This is a genomic window from Rhodoferax sp. (assembly GCF_018063565.1).
GTDB lineage: Bacteria > Pseudomonadota > Gammaproteobacteria > Burkholderiales > Burkholderiaceae_C > Rhodoferax.
In genome coordinates this window covers 20,574-41,233 of sequence record NZ_JAGPBB010000013.1, presented here as the reverse complement: position 1 = coordinate 41,233, position 20,660 = coordinate 20,574, and the positions used below count along the sequence as shown (strand labels likewise).

23 protein-coding genes are annotated in these 20,660 nt (G+C 59.0%); 19 read left to right on the top strand and 4 right to left on the bottom strand.

The window, feature by feature from the left end; genetic code table 11:
* Positions 1 to 2 precede the first annotated feature (2 nt).
* Together KBF66_RS05110 and KBF66_RS05105 are read right to left on the bottom strand one after the other, a co-directional pair.
* A complete protein-coding gene (locus KBF66_RS05110) occupies positions 3 to 1,178 on the bottom strand; it encodes an ABC transporter permease subunit (RefSeq protein WP_296653310.1) in 1,176 nt (391 codons plus the stop codon).
* A 124-nt stretch (positions 1,179 to 1,302) separates the two neighbouring features.
* Positions 1,303 to 2,337, bottom strand: a complete 1,035-nt coding sequence (locus KBF66_RS05105) for an amino acid ABC transporter substrate-binding protein (protein ID WP_296653306.1) — start codon at positions 2,335 to 2,337, stop codon at positions 1,303 to 1,305.
* A gap of 209 nt (positions 2,338 to 2,546) precedes the next feature.
* Here KBF66_RS05105 and KBF66_RS05100 point away from each other — a divergent pair, with 209 nt between their 5' ends.
* Together KBF66_RS05100 and KBF66_RS05095 are read left to right on the top strand one after the other, a co-directional pair.
* Entirely contained in the window at positions 2,547 to 3,404 is an 858-nt protein-coding gene (locus tag KBF66_RS05100) for an ion transporter (protein WP_296653379.1), read from the top strand.
* A gap of 31 nt (positions 3,405 to 3,435) precedes the next feature.
* Positions 3,436 to 4,626: a serine hydrolase gene (locus tag KBF66_RS05095; protein WP_296653303.1), complete on the top strand. Its 1,191-nt coding sequence runs from the start codon at positions 3,436 to 3,438 to the stop codon at positions 4,624 to 4,626.
* Positions 4,627 to 4,698: 72 nt separating this feature from the next.
* Here KBF66_RS05095 and KBF66_RS05090 read toward each other — a convergent pair whose 3' ends face one another.
* Positions 4,699 to 5,208: a hemerythrin domain-containing protein gene (locus KBF66_RS05090; protein ID WP_296653298.1), complete on the bottom strand. Its 510-nt coding sequence runs from the start codon at positions 5,206 to 5,208 to the stop codon at positions 4,699 to 4,701.
* A 223-nt stretch (positions 5,209 to 5,431) separates the two neighbouring features.
* On the opposite strand from KBF66_RS05090, the gene KBF66_RS05085 reads away from it, so the two are divergent.
* The 8 genes from KBF66_RS05085 (at position 5,432) to hisD (ending at position 13,606) form a co-directional block, all read left to right on the top strand.
* On the top strand, positions 5,432 to 6,022 hold the full coding sequence (locus KBF66_RS05085) for a 2-oxoacid:acceptor oxidoreductase family protein (RefSeq protein ID WP_296653294.1): 591 nt from the start codon (positions 5,432 to 5,434) through the stop codon (positions 6,020 to 6,022).
* Complete coding sequence (locus KBF66_RS05080) at positions 6,015 to 7,268, top strand: transketolase C-terminal domain-containing protein (protein ID WP_296653292.1); 1,254 nt, start codon at positions 6,015 to 6,017, stop codon at positions 7,266 to 7,268. The genes KBF66_RS05085 and KBF66_RS05080 overlap by 8 nt, the downstream gene beginning before the upstream one ends.
* 25 nt (positions 7,269 to 7,293) lie before the next feature.
* Positions 7,294 to 8,283: a thiamine pyrophosphate-dependent enzyme gene (locus tag KBF66_RS05075; protein WP_296653288.1), complete on the top strand. Its 990-nt coding sequence runs from the start codon at positions 7,294 to 7,296 to the stop codon at positions 8,281 to 8,283.
* Positions 8,284 to 8,347: 64 nt separating this feature from the next.
* Complete coding sequence (locus KBF66_RS05070) at positions 8,348 to 9,973, top strand: NAD(P)-binding protein (protein ID WP_296653284.1); 1,626 nt, start codon at positions 8,348 to 8,350, stop codon at positions 9,971 to 9,973.
* A gap of 45 nt (positions 9,974 to 10,018) precedes the next feature.
* Positions 10,019 to 10,456, top strand: coding sequence for a universal stress protein (locus tag KBF66_RS05065; protein WP_296653280.1), 438 nt, complete (start codon positions 10,019 to 10,021; stop codon positions 10,454 to 10,456).
* 24 nt (positions 10,457 to 10,480) lie between these two features.
* Positions 10,481 to 11,461 carry an aldo/keto reductase gene (locus tag KBF66_RS05060; protein ID WP_296653276.1) on the top strand — a complete coding sequence of 327 codons (981 nt, stop codon included), beginning with the start codon at positions 10,481 to 10,483 and terminating at the stop codon, positions 11,459 to 11,461.
* A gap of 26 nt (positions 11,462 to 11,487) precedes the next feature.
* Positions 11,488 to 11,991, top strand: coding sequence for a tetratricopeptide repeat protein (locus tag KBF66_RS05055; protein WP_296653272.1), 504 nt, complete (start codon positions 11,488 to 11,490; stop codon positions 11,989 to 11,991).
* A gap of 244 nt (positions 11,992 to 12,235) precedes the next feature.
* A complete protein-coding gene (gene hisD, locus KBF66_RS05050) occupies positions 12,236 to 13,606 on the top strand; it encodes a histidinol dehydrogenase (RefSeq protein ID WP_296653269.1) in 1,371 nt (456 codons plus the stop codon).
* A gap of 32 nt (positions 13,607 to 13,638) precedes the next feature.
* Here hisD and KBF66_RS05045 read toward each other — a convergent pair whose 3' ends face one another.
* On the bottom strand, positions 13,639 to 14,607 hold the full coding sequence (locus KBF66_RS05045) for a hypothetical protein (protein WP_296653266.1): 969 nt from the start codon (positions 14,605 to 14,607) through the stop codon (positions 13,639 to 13,641).
* 194 nt (positions 14,608 to 14,801) lie between these two features.
* Between KBF66_RS05045 and hisC the strand changes: the two genes are divergently transcribed.
* The 9 genes from hisC to KBF66_RS05000 all read left to right on the top strand — a co-directional run bounded on the left by hisC (position 14,802) and on the right by KBF66_RS05000 (position 20,612).
* Entirely contained in the window at positions 14,802 to 15,911 is a 1,110-nt protein-coding gene (gene hisC / locus KBF66_RS05040; RefSeq protein WP_296653263.1) for a histidinol-phosphate transaminase, read from the top strand.
* On the top strand, positions 15,908 to 16,546 hold the full coding sequence (gene hisB, locus KBF66_RS05035; protein WP_296653256.1) for an imidazoleglycerol-phosphate dehydratase HisB: 639 nt from the start codon (positions 15,908 to 15,910) through the stop codon (positions 16,544 to 16,546). The genes hisC and hisB overlap by 4 nt, the downstream gene beginning before the upstream one ends.
* 51 nt (positions 16,547 to 16,597) lie before the next feature.
* On the top strand, positions 16,598 to 17,281 hold the full coding sequence (gene hisH, locus KBF66_RS05030; RefSeq protein ID WP_296653254.1) for an imidazole glycerol phosphate synthase subunit HisH: 684 nt from the start codon (positions 16,598 to 16,600) through the stop codon (positions 17,279 to 17,281).
* 88 nt (positions 17,282 to 17,369) lie between these two features.
* Entirely contained in the window at positions 17,370 to 18,110 is a 741-nt protein-coding gene (gene hisA, locus KBF66_RS05025) for a 1-(5-phosphoribosyl)-5-[(5-phosphoribosylamino)methylideneamino]imidazole-4-carboxamide isomerase (protein WP_296653251.1), read from the top strand.
* 6 nt (positions 18,111 to 18,116) lie between these two features.
* Positions 18,117 to 18,917 carry an imidazole glycerol phosphate synthase subunit HisF gene (gene hisF / locus KBF66_RS05020; protein ID WP_296653248.1) on the top strand — a complete coding sequence of 267 codons (801 nt, stop codon included), beginning with the start codon at positions 18,117 to 18,119 and terminating at the stop codon, positions 18,915 to 18,917.
* Positions 18,918 to 19,001: 84 nt separating this feature from the next.
* Positions 19,002 to 19,391: a phosphoribosyl-AMP cyclohydrolase gene (gene hisI, locus KBF66_RS05015; protein WP_296653245.1), complete on the top strand. Its 390-nt coding sequence runs from the start codon at positions 19,002 to 19,004 to the stop codon at positions 19,389 to 19,391.
* Between the two features lie 41 nt (positions 19,392 to 19,432).
* A complete protein-coding gene (locus tag KBF66_RS05010) occupies positions 19,433 to 19,825 on the top strand; it encodes a phosphoribosyl-ATP diphosphatase (RefSeq protein WP_296653243.1) in 393 nt (130 codons plus the stop codon).
* Complete coding sequence (locus KBF66_RS05005; RefSeq protein WP_296653237.1) at positions 19,822 to 20,241, top strand: hypothetical protein; 420 nt, start codon at positions 19,822 to 19,824, stop codon at positions 20,239 to 20,241. Before KBF66_RS05010 ends, KBF66_RS05005 begins: the two co-directional genes overlap by 4 nt.
* A complete protein-coding gene (locus KBF66_RS05000) occupies positions 20,238 to 20,612 on the top strand; it encodes a histidine triad nucleotide-binding protein (protein WP_296653232.1) in 375 nt (124 codons plus the stop codon). Before KBF66_RS05005 ends, KBF66_RS05000 begins: the two co-directional genes overlap by 4 nt.
* The last annotated feature ends 48 nt before the right edge of the window (positions 20,613 to 20,660 follow it).

Genomic DNA, 20,660 nt, shown 5'->3' with positions numbered 1-20,660 from the left:
CCTCAACGTTCCTTGATGGCAGCGCGACTGTTGTACCAGTTCATCAAAATGGATGTACCCAACGAGGTGGTCAGGTACACCAGCATCACGATGGAAATACACTCCACCGCACGACCGGTCTGGTTGAGCGCGGTATTGGCGATCGACACCACATCCGGGTAACCGATTGCCACAGCCAGCGAGGAGTTCTTGGTCAGGTTCAGGTATTGATTGGTCAGCGGCGGAATGATCACCCGCAGCGCTTGCGGCAACATCACCAGTCGCATCTCCTGTTGGCGCGTCAGTCCAAGTGCGGAGGCTGCTTCACCCTGGCCACGCGGCACCGACTGGATGCCACCGCGCACCACTTCAGCGATGAACGCTGCTGTATAGAGTGTGAGTCCAAGCAGGACTGCCAAAAATTCGGGGGTTAAAGCGCCACCGTTTTCAATGGAAAAGTCACCCTTGATCGGACTGTTCAGCGCCGTTGGGGCTCCACCCAGCGCCCAGCCAGCCAAGCTGCAGATCACCACCAGCAGCACTGGAACCCAGAACACACTGCGGAGTTTGCCGGTGGTCTCGAACTGCTTGCGAGCCCAGCGTCGATAGGGCCAGATCAGCACCACGCCGACCACCAGCCCGGCCAGTGCCCACAAATGGCCGGTTGCCCAGATCGGAATCGGGTAATTCAAACCACCTTTGCTCAGAAAAAAGGAGCCAACAGTCCATGCATGGTCAGCGCTAGGCAGTACTTCGGTCAAAATGACATACCAAAGCAAGAGTTGCAACAGAACCGGAATGTTACGGAAGAACTCCACGTAGGTCAGACACAGCCCACGCACCAAAGCGTTGCGCGAGAAGCGACCAACACCCAGAATGGTGCCCAGAACAGTGGCCAGAATGATGCCTAACACCGCCACCCGCAAGGTGTTGGTCACGCCGACCAGAAAGGCCTGCAAGTAGGGCTGTTCCGAATCGAAGGGGTACAGGCTCTCACCAATATCAAAACCGGCTGCCTGCATCAGGAAGTCAAAGCCGCTCTGGATGCCGCGGGCTTTCATGTTCACCAGCGTGTTATGCGCGAGGAACCACGCCACGCTGACGATGGCCACCATGGCCAGCACCTGGTAAATCAGGCCGCGAAAGGCCTGACTACGCCAGGACCAGTTGTTTTTTTTGGGTGGAACGTCTGGAGTCATCGTGAGGCTCGCCCGATGGGCGCTTGAATGGGACACACGTCTTCAACGCAGGGATGTTCAAAAAAGAGCGCCGCGTGATTCGCGTCAGCGAAGTCAGGCGGCGCAGCGCTAGCGCTCGACTGGTTTAACGAACCGGGTAGGCGTACATCAGGCCGCCGTTGTTCCACTGGTTGTTGACGCCGCGGGGCAAGCCCAGTGGCGACTTGGGTCCCACGTTGCGCTCAAAGATCTCGCCATAGTTACCGGTGGCCTTGACGGCACGCGCCATCCACTCTTTGTCCAGGCCCAGGAGTTTGCCGGTGTCTTCAGAGGTACCCAGAATCCGTTTGACCACAGGGTCCGTGCTGCTGGTCTTGAGCGAGTCAACATTGGCTTGGGTGATGCCATATTCCTCGGCTTCCAGCAGACCATAAATCACCCATTTGACGATGGCAAACCACTCGTCGTCGCCGCGGCGAACCATTGGGCCAAGGGGTTCTTTGGAAATCAGTTCGGGCAGGATGATGTGGTCACCAGGTACCTTGGCAACCTTGTTGCGGGTGGAAGCAAGGCCTGAGGCGTCGGTGGTGTACGCAATGCAACGGCCCGTGAAATAGGCATTCTCGGCGGCCTCCAACTGCTCAAAAACGACCGGCTTGATGCCCAGGCCAGCCGCCTTGGAGTAGTCAGTCAGGTTTTTCTCGGTGGTGGTGCCGGACTGCACGCACACGGTTTGCCCTTTGAGCTGCTTGGCGCTCTTGATCTTGCTTTTCACGGGCACCATGAAGCCCTGACCATCATAGTAGGTGACCGCCGTCTGATTCAAACCCAGCGAAGCATCGCGCGTCAGTGTGAACGTGGTGTTGCGTGACAACACGTCCACCTCACCCGACTGCAGCGCGGTAAACCGTTGTTGTGCGTTGAGGGGGACATACTTGACTTTCTCGGCGTCCCCCAGTGTGGCAGCAGCCAGCGCACGGCAAATGTCCACGTCCAGACCAGTCCATTTGCCGGCTGAATCGGCAGCGCTAAAACCGGCCAGACCGGTATTGGCCCCACAGATGACCTGTCCGCGGGCTTTGATGCCATCCAGTGTTTTGCCGGCATGGGCGGGCAGGGTTGCCAGGGTTCCGAAAGCGGCTGCAACGACAGCGAGAGTTTTGAGACTGCTAAAACGCATTTGAAGTAACTCCAGTTAAGAAAATTTTGATCAAAGATGAATCAAGGCCAAAAATTCATCAAGAATCGGACTGTAACAGTGGTGTTCGCCAGCTTGCATCCGGGTTTACTCTTGAACTTTATGCTTTTTACTTATAGCCTGATTCATCAAACGCACGCTTGTTTTTCTAGCACTAAACGTGCCAATGGTGATTTGGACGGGGGTTCATGATGCCCTCGCCAAAGGCAGAGTGCTTGGGAAAACCACTCAGAGGGGTACGTCTGGCCCTCTACACCATCATTTTTGAGGCGGACACACGTGCCGGTCGATTGTTTGATCAGTGGCTGATTGTCATCATCCTGGCCAGCGTGGCGGTGGTGATTGCCGACAGCGTGCAAAGTCTGGCGCAGAACTATCACATGGTTTTTACGGGGCTGGAGTGGCTGTTCACCCTGATCTTTACGGTTGAGTACGTGGCACGCCTGACGTGTGTGCGACACCCTCTTCAGTACGCGCTGAGTTTTTATGGTTTGATTGATTTGCTGGCCTTGTTGCCAACCTATCTGGCGCTCTTGGTGCCGGAGGTCAGTGCGCTGATTGACGTGCGCATTTTGCGTTTGCTGCGGGTGTTTCGTATTTTCAAGTTGACGGCGTATGTCTCCGAGTACCAGGCCATTGGGCAGGCCCTGCGTGCCAGTCGACGCAAGGTCATGGTGTTTCTGGTTGCGGTGATGATGATTGTGCTGGTGATGGGCACATTGATGTATGTGGTCGAAGGTCCGGCCAACGGATTCACCAGTATCCCGATCGGGGTTTACTGGGCCATCACCACCATGACGACGGTTGGCTTTGGCGACATCACGCCCAAAACTGACTTGGGGCGACTGATTGCATCGGCCATGATGCTGGTGGGGTGGGGTACCCTGGCGGTGCCCACCGGTATTGTGACCGCTGAGATGAGCTATGCACGCAAGGCGCCCGTGACGACCCGAACCTGCCAGGAGTGCCTGACAGAAGGTCATATGCCCAACGCAAATTTCTGCCGGAACTGCGGTGCGTCATTGCCGCATTACCACCAGGATCCCTGATTGAGGGTGATGTTTTTATACAGGTGAAGCCATGACATTGACAGAGGTAAACCCCGAAAAACTGGGTTTGAACCGTGACCGCCTCAAACGCTTGATGACGGTGCTGCAGGACGAGGTGGCCCGCAAACGTCTGCCCGGTGCGGTGGCTTTGGTGGCACGGCATGGCCAACTGGCCTTGTTCGACAGCGTGGGTTACTTGAATCCAGACACCGGTGAGGCCATGCACCGGGATGCGCGGTTTCGCATTTACTCAATGACCAAACCCATCATGTCGGTGGCTGCCATGATGCTGATGGAGGAAGGGCGTCTTCTGCTGGCAGACCCGGTGGCCAAATATTTGCCCGAGTTTGGTGCGCAGCAGGTCGCGCTGTCAGTGGATGGCGAGTTGCGTCTGCAGCCGGTCAAACGCGCGGCGACCCTGCATGACTTGTTGCGCCACACGGCCGGTATGACCTACGAGTTTTTGGGTAGTGGCACGGTGCAACGCCAGTACAGCCAGTTGCGCTTGAACTCTCGCGAGCGCAGTCTGGCCGATTTCACCCGGCAGCTCGCGGGGATTCCCCTGATGTTTGAGCCGGGCACGACATTCGAGTACAGCAGGGCCACCGATGTGCTGGGGCGGGTGGTCGAGGTGGTGTCCGGACAGACACTGCAGGAGTTTCTGGCAGAGCGAATTTTTGATCCCCTGCGTATGCCCGATACCGGGTTCAATGTGCCGAAGCACTTTCACGACCATATTGCTGAGCCTTTCGCGCGAGACCCCGAGGGGGGTGTCCAAATGCGGGTGATCGATGTGCGCACCGATGCCGCGCTGGCTTCGGGGGGGGGCGGTTTGGTGTCAACTGCACGCGACTACGCCAGATTCTTGCAATGTTTGCTCAATCGGGGTGAACTGGACGGGGTCCGGCTATTGGGCTCGCGCACGGTCGACTTCATGACCACGGACCATTTGGGAGATATTCCGGTGGCAAGCGGCGGATCCCAGTCGCTGTTGCCACCAGGCCACGGTTTTGGCCTGGGTTTTGCTGTTCGCAAACAACTGGGTGTGGCGCCGGTACCTGGCTCTCCCGGCACCTATTTTTGGGGAGGGCTCGCAGGCACCACGTTTTTTGTCGACCCAAGCCTGAACCTGCTGGCTTGCCTGATGTTGCAGGCACCCAACCAGCGCGAGCATTTCCGGATGTTGTTTCGCGATCTGGTGTATGCCGCTGTAATGGACTGAAGTTTGAATGAGAATGGTCTTTAGCGCTTATATGGCATAGAGTTTATGCTATAAAAAATAATTTTTTGACGCTCAAACGGCCACCAGTTCCGGTTGCGCTGGGGTGGGGTTGCTGTCGCAGTCGTTGCCATGGCAGCCTTCGATCTTGCCTTGTGGCAAGGCTTGGGGCAGCGTGATCTGCCCGGTCTGTTCGTCATAACCCACGCTACGCAGGTGCAGGGCCAGGGCGGCGTCCATGCTTTGCGCGTGGTGTGGAAACCAGATCGCCAACTCATCGGCCATCTGCCGAACCACCGCAAGTTCTCCCGTCGCACCTCGCCTTGCCCCTTCGCGCATGACCTGCAACACCACCTGGTGCTGGGTGCTGTGACAGTTGGTGCTGGAAAAGCCGGTCTCTTTCATCCAATGGTCTTCACGGGAAAAATGCTCATCGGTGTGCGCCACCAGCTGATGCCAAAGGTCTAACACGGCCGAGTCGGTGGCAGCGACGACGTCGGCCAGCAGTTCAACAAATTCACGATGGGTGGCATCCATGGCGGGCACGCCTAGCGCCAGCGTTTCAGACCATTGCAAGGTGAGCATTGGGCATCTTTCAAAGTTAAAAGTCGCGAGCATAGGTAACTCGGATGAAACCGAGTTGATGTAAGTCATGAATCATGAAAGTCATTGATGTGATGGCGGCACAGTGTCAAAGGTTGATCCAAGTCAAATACAAAATTTGCCGCCGTATCAACATTCGCCCTGTTCAAAAAACACCGGGTGCACAATGGTGCCCGGTTCTAACGCAATCACTGAGGGGCAAATCATGTTTCAGGTACGAATCCATGGCCGGGGCGGCCAGGGCGTGGTCACGGGCGCAGAGATGATGTCGATCGCGGCGTTTCTGGGTGGTAAACACGCACAGGCATTTCCAAGTTTTGGCTCTGAGCGCACCGGTGCACCGGTGGTGGCCTTTTGCCGTATGGATGATAAAGAGATCAGGTTGCGCGAGCCCATCATGCAGCCTGACGCCATCATCATTCAGGACCCGACGCTGTTGCATCAGGTGGACGTGTTTGGCGGTCTGAAGAAGGACGGTTACATCCTGATCAATACCACCCGCAGCTTTGTCGAGATGGGCCTGGGTGAGTTTGTCAAGGGGTTTCGCCCCGACCGTTTGTTGACCGTGCCGGCGACGGAGCTGGCGTTGAAACACGTCGGCCGACCGGTACCCAACATGCCCCTGCTGGGCGCTTTTGCCGCCTTGGGCGGACTCATTTCGCTGGATGCGGTACAGCGTGCCATTGACCAGAAATTCAAGGGCGCGGTTGCCAAAGGCAACCAGGCTGCTGCCAAAGATGCGTACAACATCGTCATGGAACAGGAAAGAAAGGCACAGGAGGCCCAACATGCTTGAACAATGCGAAGGCTCACATGCGGTAGCTCAGGCGGTGGCCTTGAGCCGTCCCGAGGTCATTTGTGCCTATCCAATCTCTCCTCAGACCCACATTGTTGAAGGATTGGGTGAACTGGTGAAGTCCGGCGCACTGGAGAAGTGCGAGTTCATCAATGTGGAGTCCGAGTTTGCCGCCCTGAGTGTGGCCATTGGTGCATCGGCAGCCGGAGCACGCTCATACACCGCCACGGCCAGCCAGGGGCTGCTGTTCATGGCCGAGGCGGTTTACAACGCTTCCGGTTTGGGTCTTCCCATTGTGATGACGGTGGCCAACCGCGCGATTGGAGCCCCCATCAACATCTGGAACGACCATACCGACAGCATGTCGATGCGTGATGCGGGCTGGCTGCAGATCTTTGCCGAGACCAATCAGGAAGCGCTGGACCTGCACATCCAGGCGTTCAAAATTGCCGAAGAGTTGTCGTTGCCAGTGATGGTGTGCATGGATGGTTTCATTCTGACCCACGCCTATGAGCGTGTCGACATGCCGGATCAGGCGCAGGTCGACAAGTTTCTGCCGCCCTACGAGCCGCGCCAGGTGCTTGACCCCAATGAGCCGGTCACGATCGGTGCCATGGTGGGACCTGAGGCTTTCACGGAGGTTCGTTACCTGGCGCACGCCAAGCAGATGCAGGCGCTTGACCTGATTCCGCAGATCGCCAGCGAGTTCAAGGCGGTGTTTGGCCGCGATTCGGGTGGCCTCATCAAGACCTACCATACCGAAGACGCCGACACCATCGTAATCGCACTCGGTTCCGTGCTGGGCACCATCAAGGACACGGTGGACGATTTGCGTGCTGAAGGGGTCAAGGTTGGCGTGTTGGGCATCACCTCCTATCGCCCGTTCCCGATCGCCGCCATCCGCGAGGCAACCGCCAAGGCAACCCGCATCGTGGTGATTGAAAAGTGTTTTGCTGTCGGCATCGGTGGCATCGTGACGCGTGATGTGCGCAGCGCCGTGCAAAGCCGCCAGCAATCGGTGTATGCCGTGGTGGCTGGCCTGGGTGGGCGCGCCATCACCAAAGCCTCTGTGCACAAATTATTGCTTGAGGCCATTGCTGACAAGCTGGAGTTGCTCACATTTTTAGATTTGGACTGGGCCGTCGTCAACCGCGTGCTGGATCGCGAGAAAAAGCAGCGTCGCTCTGGCCCGGTGGCCGAGGGCGTGTTGCGCGATATGGGCACTGCATCGCCACGGGTGGCCTGAGACGGCTTGCAAAGAGAGAAACATCATGGAACAGTCTTTGGTCAAGTTTTATCAAACCGGTACGTTTACCGTTGGCAACCGTTTGCTCGCAACCGATCAGCGCAGCGAACAGTCCAGCGTGGAGCGCAAGAATTCGCTCAACTCGGGCCACCGTGCCTGTCAGGGCTGTGGCGAGGCACTCGGTGCCCGCTATGCCATTGATGCGGCCATGGCCGCCACCAACGGTCAGCTGATTGCCGCCAATGCCACCGGCTGCCTGGAGGTGTTTTCAACGCCCTATCCGGAAACTTCGTGGCAGATGCCCTGGATTCACTCGCTGTTCGGTAACACCGCTGCGGTGGCGACCGGCATTGCGGCCGCGATGAAAGCCAAGGGCCGCAGCGACGTGCGCGTGGTGGCTCAGGGGGGCGACGGTGGCACCACCGACATCGGCTTTGGCTGCCTGTCGGGCATGTTTGAGCGCAACGACGATGTGCTTTACATCTGCTACGACAACGAGGCGTACATGAACACCGGGGTGCAGCGCTCCAGCGCCACGCCACCCGCTGCGCGTACAGCCACCACCATGTCGGTTGGCGAGCACCCGGGCAACGAGTTTGGCCAGGGCAAGAATGTGCCGCAAATCGCCATGGCGCACGAGATTCCCTATGTGGCTACGGCCACGGTGGCTGATTTGCGTGACCTGGAATACAAAGTGAAGAAGGCCATGGGGATACGCGGTGCGCGATATATCCATATATTTGTACCCTGCCCGCTGGGCTGGGGCGCACCGTCGAACGACACCATCAAGCTGTCCCGACTGGCGGTTGAGAGTGGTGTGTTCCCGGTGTTCGAGGCCGAGCGTGGCGAGGTCACCGGGGTGCTGAAGATTCGCCGCCAGGTGCCCATCGAGGACTACCTTAAACCTCAAAAGCGCTTTGCCCATCTGTTTGGCAAGAGCCCTGATGTGGCCACCATTGCGCGGCTGCAAGCGCGCGCCGACCGCAATATTCGCCGTTTTGGATTGCTGACCTAAATTTTTTGGGGACGGCGCTGACACGCAGCGTGTCGGCGCTTTTGTCCTGCAAGGAGAACACACTATGCAAAAACCCTTTGCCATCACGCTCGACGTTGGCAGTTCGCTGGCCAATCACACCGGTTCGTGGCGCACTTCGCGTCCGGTTTACCTCAGCCGCAAGCCGCCCTGCAATCACCAGTGTCCGGCGGGCGAGAACATTCAGGCCTGGCTATTCCATGCCGAATCAGGCAATTACGAGGCCGCCTGGCGCACGTTGGTGCAAGACAACCCGTTCCCGGCCATCATGGGACGGGTGTGTTATCACACCTGCGAAGGGGCGTGCAACCGGGGTCAGCTGGATGCCGCCGTGGGAATCAACTCGGTGGAGCATTTTCTGGGTGATCAGGCCATCGCCCAAGGCTGGAAGTTCCCGGCGCCCGCTGCCGCCACCGGCAAGAAAGTGCTGGTGGTGGGTGCCGGGCCTTCGGGCTTGTCGGCGGCTTATCACCTGGCACGCATGGGGCACCAGGTCACCGTGCATGAGGCAGGCCCCCTGCCGGGTGGCATGATGCGCTTTGGCATTCCGCAGTATCGGCTGCCGCGTCAGGTGCTTGACGATGAGGTGCAGCGTATCGTCGATTTGGGTGTGGACATACAGTACAACAGCAAGATCAGCAACGTGCTCGACGCCAAGCAACAAGGTGGGTTTGATGCGGTGTTCTTGGCCGTTGGTGCGCACATCGCCAAGCGGGCGTTCATTCCCGCGGGCGATTCGGCCAAGGTGCTTGACGCGGTGGCGGTACTGCGCTCCATGGAAGGGGAAGACAAGCCGATGCTGGGCCGCAAGGTGGTGGTGTACGGCGGTGGTAACACCGCAATTGACGTCGCGCGCACGGCCAAGCGGCTCGGTGCGTCTGAAGCCATCATCGTCTATCGACGCAACCGCGAAAAAATGCCGGCACACGACTTTGAAGTTGAAGAGGCGCTGCAAGAAGGCGTGTTGATCAAGTGGCTGTCCACCATCAAGCAAGCCGGCGAGTCGTCGATCACGGTCGAAAAAATGGCCTTGGACGAGAAGGGTTTTCCGCAACCCACGGGTGAGTTCGAGACCCTGGAAGCCGACTCGGTGGTGCTGGCATTGGGCCAGGACGTGGATTTGTCACTGATCGAAGGTGTGCCGGGGTTGGTGGTCCAAGACGGTGTGGTGCAGGTCAACCCCCAGATGATGACAGGTCACGCTGGTATTTTTGCAGGGGGCGATATGGTGCCGGCCGATCGCAATGTGACGGTCGCCATTGGTCACGGCAAGAAGGCCGCGCGCAACATCGATGCCTGGTTGCGCGGCGAGGCGTACAAGCCGGCACCCAAGGCCGAAATTGCCACTTTTGACAAGCTCAACACCTGGTACTACAGCGACGCCCCCAAAACGGTCCGCCCGATGCTTGACATCATTCGACGCCAATCCACTTTTGAAGAAGTGCAAGGTGGACTCGATGAGACCAATGCGCTGTTTGAGGCCCGGCGTTGCCTGTCGTGCGGGAATTGCTTTGAATGCGACAACTGCTATGGCGTGTGCCCCGACAATGCCGTGATCAAGAAAGGGCCGGGCAAGGGCTTTGATTTCAATTACGACTACTGCAAGGGCTGTGGCATTTGTGTCTCGGAGTGTCCGTGCGGCGCGATCAAGATGGTGCCCGAGGACATTTGAGATGGGTTAGCGTTAGCGGCGTGTTTTTCACTTGAGGAGTTCATCATGTTCAAACACATTTTGGTACCGGTGGATGGATCAGATACCTCCGAGGTCGCAGTGGACAAAGCCACCGAGTTGGCCCGGGCGTTTGGTAGCACCGTCACGGTGATCTATGTGATCGACCCCTATCCTTTTACGGGAGTCGGGACTGATTTTGCTTATGGTCAGGCTGAGTATTTGAGTGCGGCCACGGCTGAAGCCAATGCCGCAGTTCATGCCGCTAAAGAGGCGTTTGCCAATGCGGGGGTGACGGTGGATACCTCGGTGATCGAGGCACACACCGCCTGGCGCGGCATTGTCGAAGCGGGTGCCTCGCTGGAGGCCGACCTGATCGTGATGGGCTCGCATGGCCGCAATGGCCTTGAAAAACTGGTTTTGGGTAGTGTTGCCCAAGCCGTTCTGTCGCATACCAAACTCCCTGTGCTGGTGGTGCGAAGCTAGCGCCAAATCACTGAGCTGCCTTTCATGCAATACCGTCGACTTGGCCGCAGCGGCCTGCAGGTGAGCGAACTGTCCCTTGGCTCCTGGGTCACCTATCACAATCAGGTGGATGTCACCGCGGCCCGTGAAATGATGGCGATGGCCTTTGATTCGGGGGTCAACTTCTTTGACAACGCCGAGGTATATGCGGGTGGTCAAAGCGAGATCGTCATGGGTGCTGCGCTCAAAGCACTCCACTGGCCCCGGCTTGACTATATCGTTTCCACCAAGTTTTTTTGGGGCCTTCACAAGGACGGTCCGACAGCGAACAAAAAAGACACGCTTAATCGCAAGTACCTGACCCAGGCCATCGATGGCTCGCTCAAACGCATGGGGCTTGACTTCATTGATCTGGTGTATTGCCACCGCCCTGATCCGCACACTCCCATCGAAGAGACCGTATGGGCCATGAGCGACATGATCGCGTCAGGCAAAGCCCTCTACTGGGGCACCAGCGAATGGTCGGCTCAGGAGATCCAGGCGGCTTGGGATATTGCCGACCGGCATCATCTGCACAAGCCCGCGATGGAGCAACCGCAGTACCACCTTTTCCACCGCAGGCGGGTTGAGAAAGAGTATGCGCGGCTCTACCAGGACATGGGTTTGGGTCTGACCACCTGGAGCCCACTGGCCAGTGGCTTGCTCACCGGTAAGTACCGTTCTGGGGTGCCATCGGGAAGCCGTGGTGCCCTCGAAGGCATGGGTTTTCTGGTCAATGGCCTGACGGACGTTGCAAAAAACAACGCAGTCTCCCAACTCGAGACCCTGGCTTCAGAGTTGGGGTGCAGCCTGAGCCAGCTGGCTATTGCCTGGGTGGCCAACAACCCATGCGTGAGCACGGTCATCATGGGGGCGTCCAAAGCGAGCCAGTTGATGGAAAACCTGGGTTCCTTGCTGGTGATGCCCAAGCTTACGCCTGACGTGTTGGCAAGAATCGACGAGGTCACCTTGAACCTGGCCAACTGAAGCCAACGGTGGCCAGGCAGACGTTCATGGCTCGCCGGATCTCCCCTGTCGTGGCGTTATGGCTACTACTGGTGCCCCTGGCGGCATCGGCAAGCTCCATTGACGATGCAACAGCGGCTAAAAACCGCGGTGATTTTGTGGCGGCGTTTGGCCTGTTCAAAACGTTGGCAAACGCGGGTGACGCAGCTGCACAGTTTGAGTTGAGTTTGCTGTACCTCAATGGCAAAGGTGTCCGGGCGGACACCCGCCAGGCCATGCATTGGCTGAAACAGTCGGCGGTGAGCGGCTATCAACCCGCCCAATCCAACCTGGGCGTGGCCTTTAACCGGGGGCGCTATCTTGCGCAGGATGCGGTCAAAGCCTATGTCTGGTCCAGCATTGCAGCGCTTGGTGGCGACAGCGTCGCCGTGACCAACCGCGATGTGGCGGCAAGAAAGTTCAGCCCGCAAGAGCTGGTGCAGGTCAAGGCGTTGGCGCTGGAGTGTCGGCAGAGGTTTGCCGAAATACGGTCTTTGCCGGCGTGCCTTTAGTCTGCCGTGCCGTGGTTCTGCCCCTTGTCAAGGGTGCTCTTTGGGCGTCTCATTGAGCGCACCTCTCGCACCTTGCCGGGATTTTGTTGCGGTAAGATTCCCTGCAGTTTTGCGCCTGGCCTCGGACGGCCACCGTTTGGGAGATATGGCATCCCAGCCAATGCTGTCCCGCGGGCACGGCGCTTCGGTGGCAAGGTCAATCCAGACCGCGCAGATGGACTTGAGAATGTGAACCGGAAAAACAATGAATTTCAAAGCTTCCCCCGCCCGTTTGTCGACCTGCAGTACCAGCTTTGAGCATGATTTTCGGGCACGCCTGCATTGGTCGGCTGAAACCGACGCTGGCATCGAGCAGCGCGTGGCCAACATCCTGGCCGACGTTCAGCAGCGTGGCGATGCCGCCGTGCTGGACTACACGGCACGGTTTGATGGCCTGCAAGCCCCGAGCATGGCCACACTGGAGCTGACCCAGGCCGAGTTGAAAGCTGCCTTTGATGCCTTGCCCGAAGTGCAGCGCAGCGCGCTTGAATCTGCCGCCCGGCGTGTGCGCAGCTATCACGAAGCCCAGCGCAAAGCCAGCGGTGAGAGCTGGAGCTACCGCGATGCGGATGGCACGCTGCTGGGCCAGAAAGTCACGCCGCTGGATCGCGTCGGTATTTATGTGCCCGGCGGCAAGGCGGCGTATCCGTCCAGCGTGTTGATGAACGCGATCCCAGCGCATGTGGCCGGTGTAGGCGAGATCATCATGGTGGTGCCCACACCGGTGCGTGGCAGCGTGGCCAGCGGCGGACTGGGTGCCGCAACCGATGCCCAACCAGAAATCAACACCCTGGTGCTGGCAGCTGCCTATGTCGCGGGGGTGACGCGCGCCTTCACCATTGGCGGAGCGCAGGCCGTGGCGGCGCTGGCCTATGGCACCGCCACCATCCCGAAGGTCGACAAAATCACCGGCCCGGGCAACGCCTACGTGGCCAGCGCCAAAAAGCGCGTGTATGGTGTGGTGGGCATTGACATGATTGCTGGCCCCAGCGAGATTCTGGTGCTGGCCGACGGCAGCACGCCGCCCGACTGGGTGGCGATGGACCTGTTCAGCCAGGCCGAACACGACGAACTGGCGCAGAGCATTCTGCTGTGTCCGGATGCGGCGTACATCGACCAGGTGCAGGCATCCATCAACCGCCTGCTGCCCGAGATGCCGCGGCGCGCCATCATCGCCAAATCGCTCAACGACCGCGGCGCGCTGATTCTCACGCGCAACATGAACGAGGCCTGCGACATGGCCAACCGCATAGCGCCTGAGCACCTGGAAGTTTCCAGCCGCGATCCCCACCGCTGGGAGCCGCTGCTCAGACACGCCGGGGCGATTTTTCTGGGGGCCTACACCAGCGAAAGCCTGGGTGACTACTGCGCTGGCCCTAACCATGTGCTGCCCACCAGTGGCACAGCCCGCTTTAGCTCACCGCTGGGCGTGTACGACTTTCAAAAGCGCAGCAGCCTGATTGAAGTCAGCGAGGCGGGGGCCCAGACGCTCGGCCAGATTGCCTCGGTGCTCGCGCATGGCGAGGGTTTGCAGGCACACGCCCGTGCCGCCGAAATGCGTTTGCATCAAAACTGACCAGCCAGCGCTTGCGGCACTGGCAGCATTACTCAGGGCAGTGAGAGAAACTCGCCTTCATTGAGCACCCGGCTGCGTTGGCGGCCGTTCACGCTGTAGGTAATACGCAACTGCTTGGGACGCCCGTTGGCCGGGTCGCCACCGGCCGTGCTGTTGCTGACCTTGACATTCAGGCGGCCATTGAACACACGTTGCTGCAGACGGTCGGTGATATCCCAGGTATTTCTTCCTGCACCGTAGTCGGCGCGAACAATGCGCAAACCATCATTGACGTCAAGGCCGCTGTCTCCACCGGTGGGGATGTCGGGACGGTTGTCGTTCCAGTTGCCGTTCCAGTTGTCGTCGCCCCAATTGCCGCCGCCCCAGCCACTGAACTGTGCACCGTCAACCCAGCTGTTCTCGGCATACTCGAAGGTGCGGGTTCGCCCGCTCGGACTGCGCGCATAAATGCGCAGTGTCTTCGGGCGGCCCGGGTGCGGGTCCGAGCCAAAGGTTTCGTTGCGCAGGCGAAAACGCTGATCGTCGCGGGCCAGTTCGCGCAGGCGCTGCGTGACGTCGATATTGCGCTCGGACGTGCCATATTGGGCGCGCAGAATTTTGTATTCATCGCGGTTATTGTTATTGTTGTTCCAGTCCCCGCCACCACCCTGACCCCAGTCCCCGCCACCCCAGCCGCTGAACTGCGAGCCATCCACCCAACTGCCCTCGGTGTACTCAAAGGTGCGTGAACGACCATTGGCGTCGGTGGCGTAAATGCGCAAGGTTTTGACGCGATGTTCGGCCGGGTCCACCCCAAAGGTCTCATTTTTCAGCACAAATCTCTCATCGCGCCGGGCCAGTTCGCGCAGCCGCTGGGTGACATCCACGTTGCGATCGGGCGTCCCATAGGTGGCGCGCTGAATCCGGTAATCATCGCCGCCACGCGCCCATACCGGCACCAACGGGGCCAAAACCAAGGTGGTCAAAAACGATCCCAAGCCACCGATGACACGTCTGCGCATTTCATTTCTCCTGGTTGAATAGGGTGGACGCCTGGCCAGCTGCATTGGATGCCATGACGTCACTGAATCATAGAGGTAAAACCGCTGGCATCGTGGCGACTCCGTGTTTGCGTTGCTGAATGCCGTCAACGCGCACGGTAAGATCCGTTGTCCCTTACCTCGTGCCAAGAACGCACGGACTGTTGAAGCTGCCAATGTCTCTTTTGTCGACTGAACCTCTGAGCCGCATCCGCCCCGATGTGCAGGCCATGCACGCCTACGTCGTGCAAGACGCGCTGGGCCTGATCAAACTGGATGCGATGGAGAATCCGCATCGACTGCCTGCGCCGCTGCAGGCTGAACTGGGACGGCGTCTGGGGGCGGTGGCTCTCAATCGGTACCCTGGGCCGCGCGTGGCTGAATTGCGCACGGCGCTGATGCATTACGCCGCAGTGCCACCGGGATTTGACCTGATGCTGGGCAATGGTTCGGATGAAATCATCAGTCTGCTGGCGCTGGCGTGTGCCATGCCGCTTGAAACCCACCCAGGGGCAAGCAAGGCCTGTGTGCTGGCGCCATTGCCCGGATTTGTGATGTATGCGATGAGTGCACAGTTGCAGGGGCTGGATTTTGTGGGTGTATCTTTGACCGCCAGCTTTGAACTCGATGTGGCTGCCATGCGCGACGCCATCCTGCAGCACCGACCGGCACTGACCTACCTGGCTTACCCCAATAACCCGAGTGCCAACTTGTGGCGGGATGACGACATGGAGGCAGTCATTCAGACGGCAGGTCAGTGCGGTGGCCTGGTGGTGATTGACGAGGCCTACCAGCCGTTTGCCGCGAAAAGCTACCTTGACCGGATGGCGCAGCACCCGCATGTGCTGCTGTTGCGCACGCTCAGCAAGTTTGGGCTGGCCGGTGTGCGCCTGGGTTACTTGATTGGCCGACAGGCGCTGATCGCCCAGATTGACAAGGTGCGTCCGCCCTACAACGTCAGTGTGCTGAACTGTGAGGCGGCCCTGTTTGCCCTCGAAAATGAGGCTGTGTTTGAGGCGCAAGCGCAGGATATTCGGGCACAGCGCGCTATGCTTTCAGATGGTTTATCGCGGTTACCTGGGGTGCAGGTGTTTCCCAGCGAGGCCAACATGATTCTGCTGCGTGTGCCTGATGCGCAACAGGCCTTTGAAGCTCTGAAAGCACGCGGTGTGCTGATCAAGAACGTTTCTAAAATGCACCCACTACTTCACAACTGCCTGCGCCTGACGGTGGGCACCGAGCCTGAAAACCGCCAGTTGCTGGCTGCCCTGCGAGCCTCACTATGACCCATTACCCATTGACAGAATTGCCCGAAGCCCCCGCCACCAGCGTCCCGCGTGTCGCCGAACTCGCGCGCAATACCGCTGAAACCCAGGTCACGGTGCGTCTCAACCTCGACGGCAGCGGCGTTTCGCGCTTGCACACCGGCATTGGTTTTTTTGACCATATGCTCGACCAGATTGCGCGCCATGGGCTGTTCGACCTTGACATTGACGCCGAGGGCGATCTTCACATCGACGCCCACCATACCGTGGAGGACGTGGGCATCACGCTGGGGCAGGCCATGCGCCAGGCTGTCGGTGACAAAAAAGGCATTCGCCGTTTTGGTCACGCCTATGTGCCACTGGACGAGGCGCTGAGCCGCGCGGTGGTCGATTTTTCCGGCCGCCCGGGCTTGGTGATGGAGGTGCAGTTCACAGCCGGCACCATCGGCAGCTTTGATACCCAGCTGGTGTATGAGTTTTTTCAGGGCTTTGTCAACCACGCCGGGGTCACGCTGCACCTGGATAACCTCAAGGGACGCAACGCCCATCATCAGGTGGAGAGTCTGTTCAAGGCCTTTGCCCGCGCCCTGCGCAGTGCCGTGGAGCTCGATGTTCGTGCCAGCGGCCAGGTACCTTCGACCAAGGGAAGTTTGTAGTTTTTTATGAAAAATAGGCCTCCAGCCCATACTGAGATTGCCTGAGAAGCTATGACTTTGATACTTTCAGGCAAACCCGGAAGAACCGTCGCAGTGGTGGATTACGGCATGGGCAACCTGCGCTCGGTGTCGCAGGCGGTGCAAGCTGCTGCGGTGGGCAGTGGCTACACGGTGCTCATCACCGCCGACCCCGATGTGGTGCAGGCCGCTGAGCGCATCGTACTGCCCGGCCAAGGTGCCATGCCCGACTGTATGCGCGAGTTGCGCGAGTCGGGGCTGCAGCAGTCGGTGCTGGAGGCCGCGGCCACCAAGCCGTTGTTTGGTGTCTGTGTCGGCATGCAGATGCTGCTGGACCACAGTGCCGAGGGTGATACCCCTGGCTTGGGTCTGATCCATGGTGAGGTGATTAAATTCGAGCTGGCCGGGCAGTTGCAGCCTGATGGCAGCCGCTACAAAGTGCCGCAAATGGGCTGGAACCGGGTCTGGCGAGTGGCTCATGCCGGGCAGACGCATCCGGTCTGGGGTGAGGTGCCCGACGGCAGTTATTTCTATTTTGTGCACAGTTTTTACAGCAAACCGTCTGATGCGCGCCACAGTGCAGGCCAGACCGACTATGGCCAGCGCTTCAGTTCAGCCATTGCGCGTGATAATATTTTTGCTACACAATTTCATCCTGAAAAAAGTGCTGACCACGGCCTGTCGTTGTACCGCAACTTTCTGCACTGGAACCCTTGATCCGTTTTGTTTTCCATGAACACGAAGCGACATCCTGCGCGATGACGTGTCGTCGTTGTCTCCGTTTTTTCTTCCAGCTCCTAGCATCATGCTGTTAATTCCCGCGATTGATCTTAAAGACGGTCACTGTGTACGCCTGCAGCAAGGCGATATGAAATTGGCCACCACCTTCAGCGAAGAGCCGGCGGTGATGGCGCGCTCCTGGGTGGATAAGGGTGCAAGGCGCTTGCATCTGGTGGATTTGAACGGTGCTTTTGCCGGGCAGCCCAAGAACGAGGCGGCGATCCGCAAAATCCTCAAAGACGTGGGCAGCGAGGTGGATGTGCAGCTCGGTGGCGGCATCCGCGACCTTGACACCATCGAGCGCTATCTCGACGCGGGCCTGCGCTACGTCATCATTGGCACCGCTGCGGTGCGCAACCCGGGCTTTTTGCAAGATGCCTGCACTGCGTTTGGCGGCCACATCATTGTCGGCCTGGATGCCAAGGACGGTAAGGTCGCCACCGACGGCTGGAGCAAACTCACCCGCCACGACGTGGTCGATCTGGGCAAGAAATTTGAAGACTTTGGCGTGGAATCCATCATCTACACCGACATAGGCCGCGATGGCATGCTGACCGGCATCAACATCGACGCTACCGTTCGCCTGGCGCAGGCGCTGAGCATTCCGGTGATTGCCTCGGGCGGCCTATCCAACATGGCCGACATTGAGGCCTTGTGCGCGGTGGAAGACGAAGGCATTGAAGGTGTGATTTGTGGCCGCTCCATTTACAGCGGTGACCTCGACTTTGAAGCTGCGCAGGCGCGGGCCGATGAGTTGAACGGGTAGCCTCGGGTGCTGGCCAAACGGATCATCCCCTGTCTTGACGTCACCGGTGGCCGGGTCGTCAAAGGCGTCAACTTTGTTGAATTGCGCGACGCCGGTGATCCGGTGGAAATTGCAGCGCGTTACAACGAGCAGGGCGCTGACGAGTTGACGTTTCTTGACATCACCGCCACCAGCGATGGTCGCGACCTGATTCTGCACATCATCGAAGCCGTCGCCAGTCAGGTGTTTATTCCACTCACGGTGGGCGGCGGTGTGCGTACGGTTGAAGACGTGCGCCGTCTGCTCAATGCGGGGGCCGACAAGACCAGTTTCAATTCGGCAGCGATCGCCAACCCGCAGGTCATCCGTGACGCATCACGCAAGTACGGCGCGCAATGTATTGTGGTGGCGATTGACGCCAAGCGCCGCAGCGGCACTGATGCCTTGCGCCTGGATGGCCAGGGGCGGGTGATGGGCGAGGGCTGGGACGTATACAGCCACGGCGGGCGCAAGAACACCGGGCTGGACGCTGTGGCCTGGGCCACCCATATGGCCGACCTGGGTGCGGGCGAAATTTTGCTCACCAGCATGGACCGCGACGGCACCAAGTCGGGTTTTGATCTGGCGCTGACACGCGCCGTCAGCGATGCGGTGACGGTGCCGGTGATTGCGTCGGGCGGTGTGGGCACCTTGGACCATCTGGCCGATGGCATCCAGCAGGGCGGGGCTGACGCGGTGTTGGCCGCCAGCATCTTTCACTATGGCGAATTCACCGTGGCGCAGGCCAAGGCGCGCATGGCCGAGCGTGGGATTCCCGTGCGAATTTAATAGCATTATTGCCTCCCAGCGCAATACCTGTAAAGGTTTGTAGCTATTGATTTTGTTTCAACAAAAATCATCGACAATGCCGCCATGAATTATCTGGACGCCATCAAATGGGACGCGCAGGGCTTGGTGCCGGTGATCGCACAGGAGCAGGGCACGGGCGATGTGCTGATGTTCGCCTGGATGAATCGCGCAGCCTTGCAGAAAACCATTGAACTGGGCCGAGCGGTGTATTTCAGCCGCTCACGCCACAGGCTGTGGTTCAAAGGCGAAGAATCCGGGCATGTGCAGACGGTGCATGAAATCCGCGTCGACTGCGATGCCGATGTGCTGCTGCTCAAGGTCACTCAAAGCGGTCACACACCTGGCATTGCGTGTCATACCGGTCGCCACAGCTGTTTTTTCCGCGTCTACGATCAGGGGCAGTGGCAGACGGTTGACCCTGTGCTCAAGGATCCGGCCAGTATTTACCCGTAAGCTGCAAGGTTTGTACTGCCATTGCCCCTAACCAACGTTCTATGTCCAATCCACACCTCCTGCACGATTCACTGGCCCAATTGGCGGCAGTGATCGAGAGTCGTCTGCCTGCCAATGGCGGACAGCCCGAGTCCAGTTACGTGGCCCGTCTGTTGCACAAAGGGCCGGATGCTTTCCTGAAAAAAATTGGCGAAGAAGCCACCGAGACGGTGATGGCGGCGAAAGATGCTGATCACGGTGGCGACAAGGGAAAAATTGTCCATGAGATGGCCGACCTGTGGTTCCATTGCATGGTGGCTCTGGCGCACTATGGCTTGCGCCCGGCGGACGTGATCGCCGAACTCGACCGCCGTGTCGGCACCAGCGGGCTGGAAGAAAAAGCTTTGCGCAAACTCGCGGCACGTGAGGGTGATGCACAGGGAGCCGCCACATGACACAGGATTTCAGTCGCCCCGAGTCGCCCGAGGGGGTTGTCGCGGAGGGCGATGTGCAACAACTCAACGCCCTCAATACCGTCGGCACCATCAGTTATGTGTTGCATTTGATTGTGGCCGTTGGCGCGCTGATTCCGGGTGGGCAGTTTGGCCCGGTGCTGCTGATCGCCGCACTGGTGCTCGACCTGGTCAAACGTGACGATGCCCGTGGCACCTGGCATGCCAGCCATTTCAGCTGGCGCATTCGTACTGTGATGATGGCCGCGCTGCTGTACCTGGTGACTGCGCCCTTGTGGATACTCTTTGTCATACCGGGCTGGATCGCCTGGTTGGTGATTTCGATCTGGTTCTTGTACCGTATCGTCACCGGCATGCTGCGCATGAACAAAGGCCTGCCCATGGAATCCGCGACATGACGCCAAGCCCCTTACATACCGATCCCGACTGTCTGTTTTGCAAAATCGCAGCGGGCAAGATTCCGTCCAGATTGGTCTATCAGGACGATGAGCTGTTTGCATTTCATGACATTCACCCGTCGGCACCGGTGCACTTTCTGATGATCCCCAAGTGGCATATTCCGGCCATGGCATTGTTGACGGATGAACACGCTCCGATGATGGGGCGCATGATGGTGCTGGCGCCCCAGCTGGCCTTGCAACAGGGTTGCCGCCCCTATCCCCAAGGCGGGTTTCGGATGGTTTGCAATACGGGCGTGGATGGGGCGCAAGACATTCACCACCTGCACATTCACATCATGGGCGGCCCACGTCCCTGGTTGCGGGGTTAAACATCCGTGTTTTTGGGCTCGACGCGAGGCCCCGCTTAAAATTGGCTC

What these genes read in the sequence shown, in the direction of transcription:
- KBF66_RS05110 (WP_296653310.1), bottom strand. Translation starts at nt 1,178, where the DNA reads ATGACTCCAGACGTTCCACCCAAAAAAAACAACTGGTCCTGGCGTAGT.
- KBF66_RS05105 (WP_296653306.1), bottom strand. Translation starts at nt 2,337, where the DNA reads ATGCGTTTTAGCAGTCTCAAAACTCTCGCTGTCGTTGCAGCCGCTTTC.
- KBF66_RS05100 (WP_296653379.1), top strand. Translation starts at nt 2,547, where the DNA reads ATGCCCTCGCCAAAGGCAGAGTGCTTGGGAAAACCACTCAGAGGGGTA.
- KBF66_RS05095 (WP_296653303.1), top strand. Translation starts at nt 3,436, where the DNA reads ATGACATTGACAGAGGTAAACCCCGAAAAACTGGGTTTGAACCGTGAC.
- KBF66_RS05090 (WP_296653298.1), bottom strand. Translation starts at nt 5,208, where the DNA reads ATGCTCACCTTGCAATGGTCTGAAACGCTGGCGCTAGGCGTGCCCGCC.
- KBF66_RS05085 (WP_296653294.1), top strand. Translation starts at nt 5,432, where the DNA reads ATGTTTCAGGTACGAATCCATGGCCGGGGCGGCCAGGGCGTGGTCACG.
- KBF66_RS05080 (WP_296653292.1), top strand. Translation starts at nt 6,015, where the DNA reads ATGCTTGAACAATGCGAAGGCTCACATGCGGTAGCTCAGGCGGTGGCC.
- KBF66_RS05075 (WP_296653288.1), top strand. Translation starts at nt 7,294, where the DNA reads ATGGAACAGTCTTTGGTCAAGTTTTATCAAACCGGTACGTTTACCGTT.
- KBF66_RS05070 (WP_296653284.1), top strand. Translation starts at nt 8,348, where the DNA reads ATGCAAAAACCCTTTGCCATCACGCTCGACGTTGGCAGTTCGCTGGCC.
- KBF66_RS05065 (WP_296653280.1), top strand. Translation starts at nt 10,019, where the DNA reads ATGTTCAAACACATTTTGGTACCGGTGGATGGATCAGATACCTCCGAG.
- KBF66_RS05060 (WP_296653276.1), top strand. Translation starts at nt 10,481, where the DNA reads ATGCAATACCGTCGACTTGGCCGCAGCGGCCTGCAGGTGAGCGAACTG.
- KBF66_RS05055 (WP_296653272.1), top strand. Translation starts at nt 11,488, where the DNA reads ATGGCTCGCCGGATCTCCCCTGTCGTGGCGTTATGGCTACTACTGGTG.
- hisD (WP_296653269.1), top strand. Translation starts at nt 12,236, where the DNA reads ATGAATTTCAAAGCTTCCCCCGCCCGTTTGTCGACCTGCAGTACCAGC.
- KBF66_RS05045 (WP_296653266.1), bottom strand. Translation starts at nt 14,607, where the DNA reads ATGCGCAGACGTGTCATCGGTGGCTTGGGATCGTTTTTGACCACCTTG.
- hisC (WP_296653263.1), top strand. Translation starts at nt 14,802, where the DNA reads ATGTCTCTTTTGTCGACTGAACCTCTGAGCCGCATCCGCCCCGATGTG.
- hisB (WP_296653256.1), top strand. Translation starts at nt 15,908, where the DNA reads ATGACCCATTACCCATTGACAGAATTGCCCGAAGCCCCCGCCACCAGC.
- hisH (WP_296653254.1), top strand. Translation starts at nt 16,598, where the DNA reads ATGACTTTGATACTTTCAGGCAAACCCGGAAGAACCGTCGCAGTGGTG.
- hisA (WP_296653251.1), top strand. Translation starts at nt 17,370, where the DNA reads ATGCTGTTAATTCCCGCGATTGATCTTAAAGACGGTCACTGTGTACGC.
- hisI (WP_296653245.1), top strand. Translation starts at nt 19,002, where the DNA reads ATGAATTATCTGGACGCCATCAAATGGGACGCGCAGGGCTTGGTGCCG.
- KBF66_RS05010 (WP_296653243.1), top strand. Translation starts at nt 19,433, where the DNA reads ATGTCCAATCCACACCTCCTGCACGATTCACTGGCCCAATTGGCGGCA.
- KBF66_RS05005 (WP_296653237.1), top strand. Translation starts at nt 19,822, where the DNA reads ATGACACAGGATTTCAGTCGCCCCGAGTCGCCCGAGGGGGTTGTCGCG.
- KBF66_RS05000 (WP_296653232.1), top strand. Translation starts at nt 20,238, where the DNA reads ATGACGCCAAGCCCCTTACATACCGATCCCGACTGTCTGTTTTGCAAA.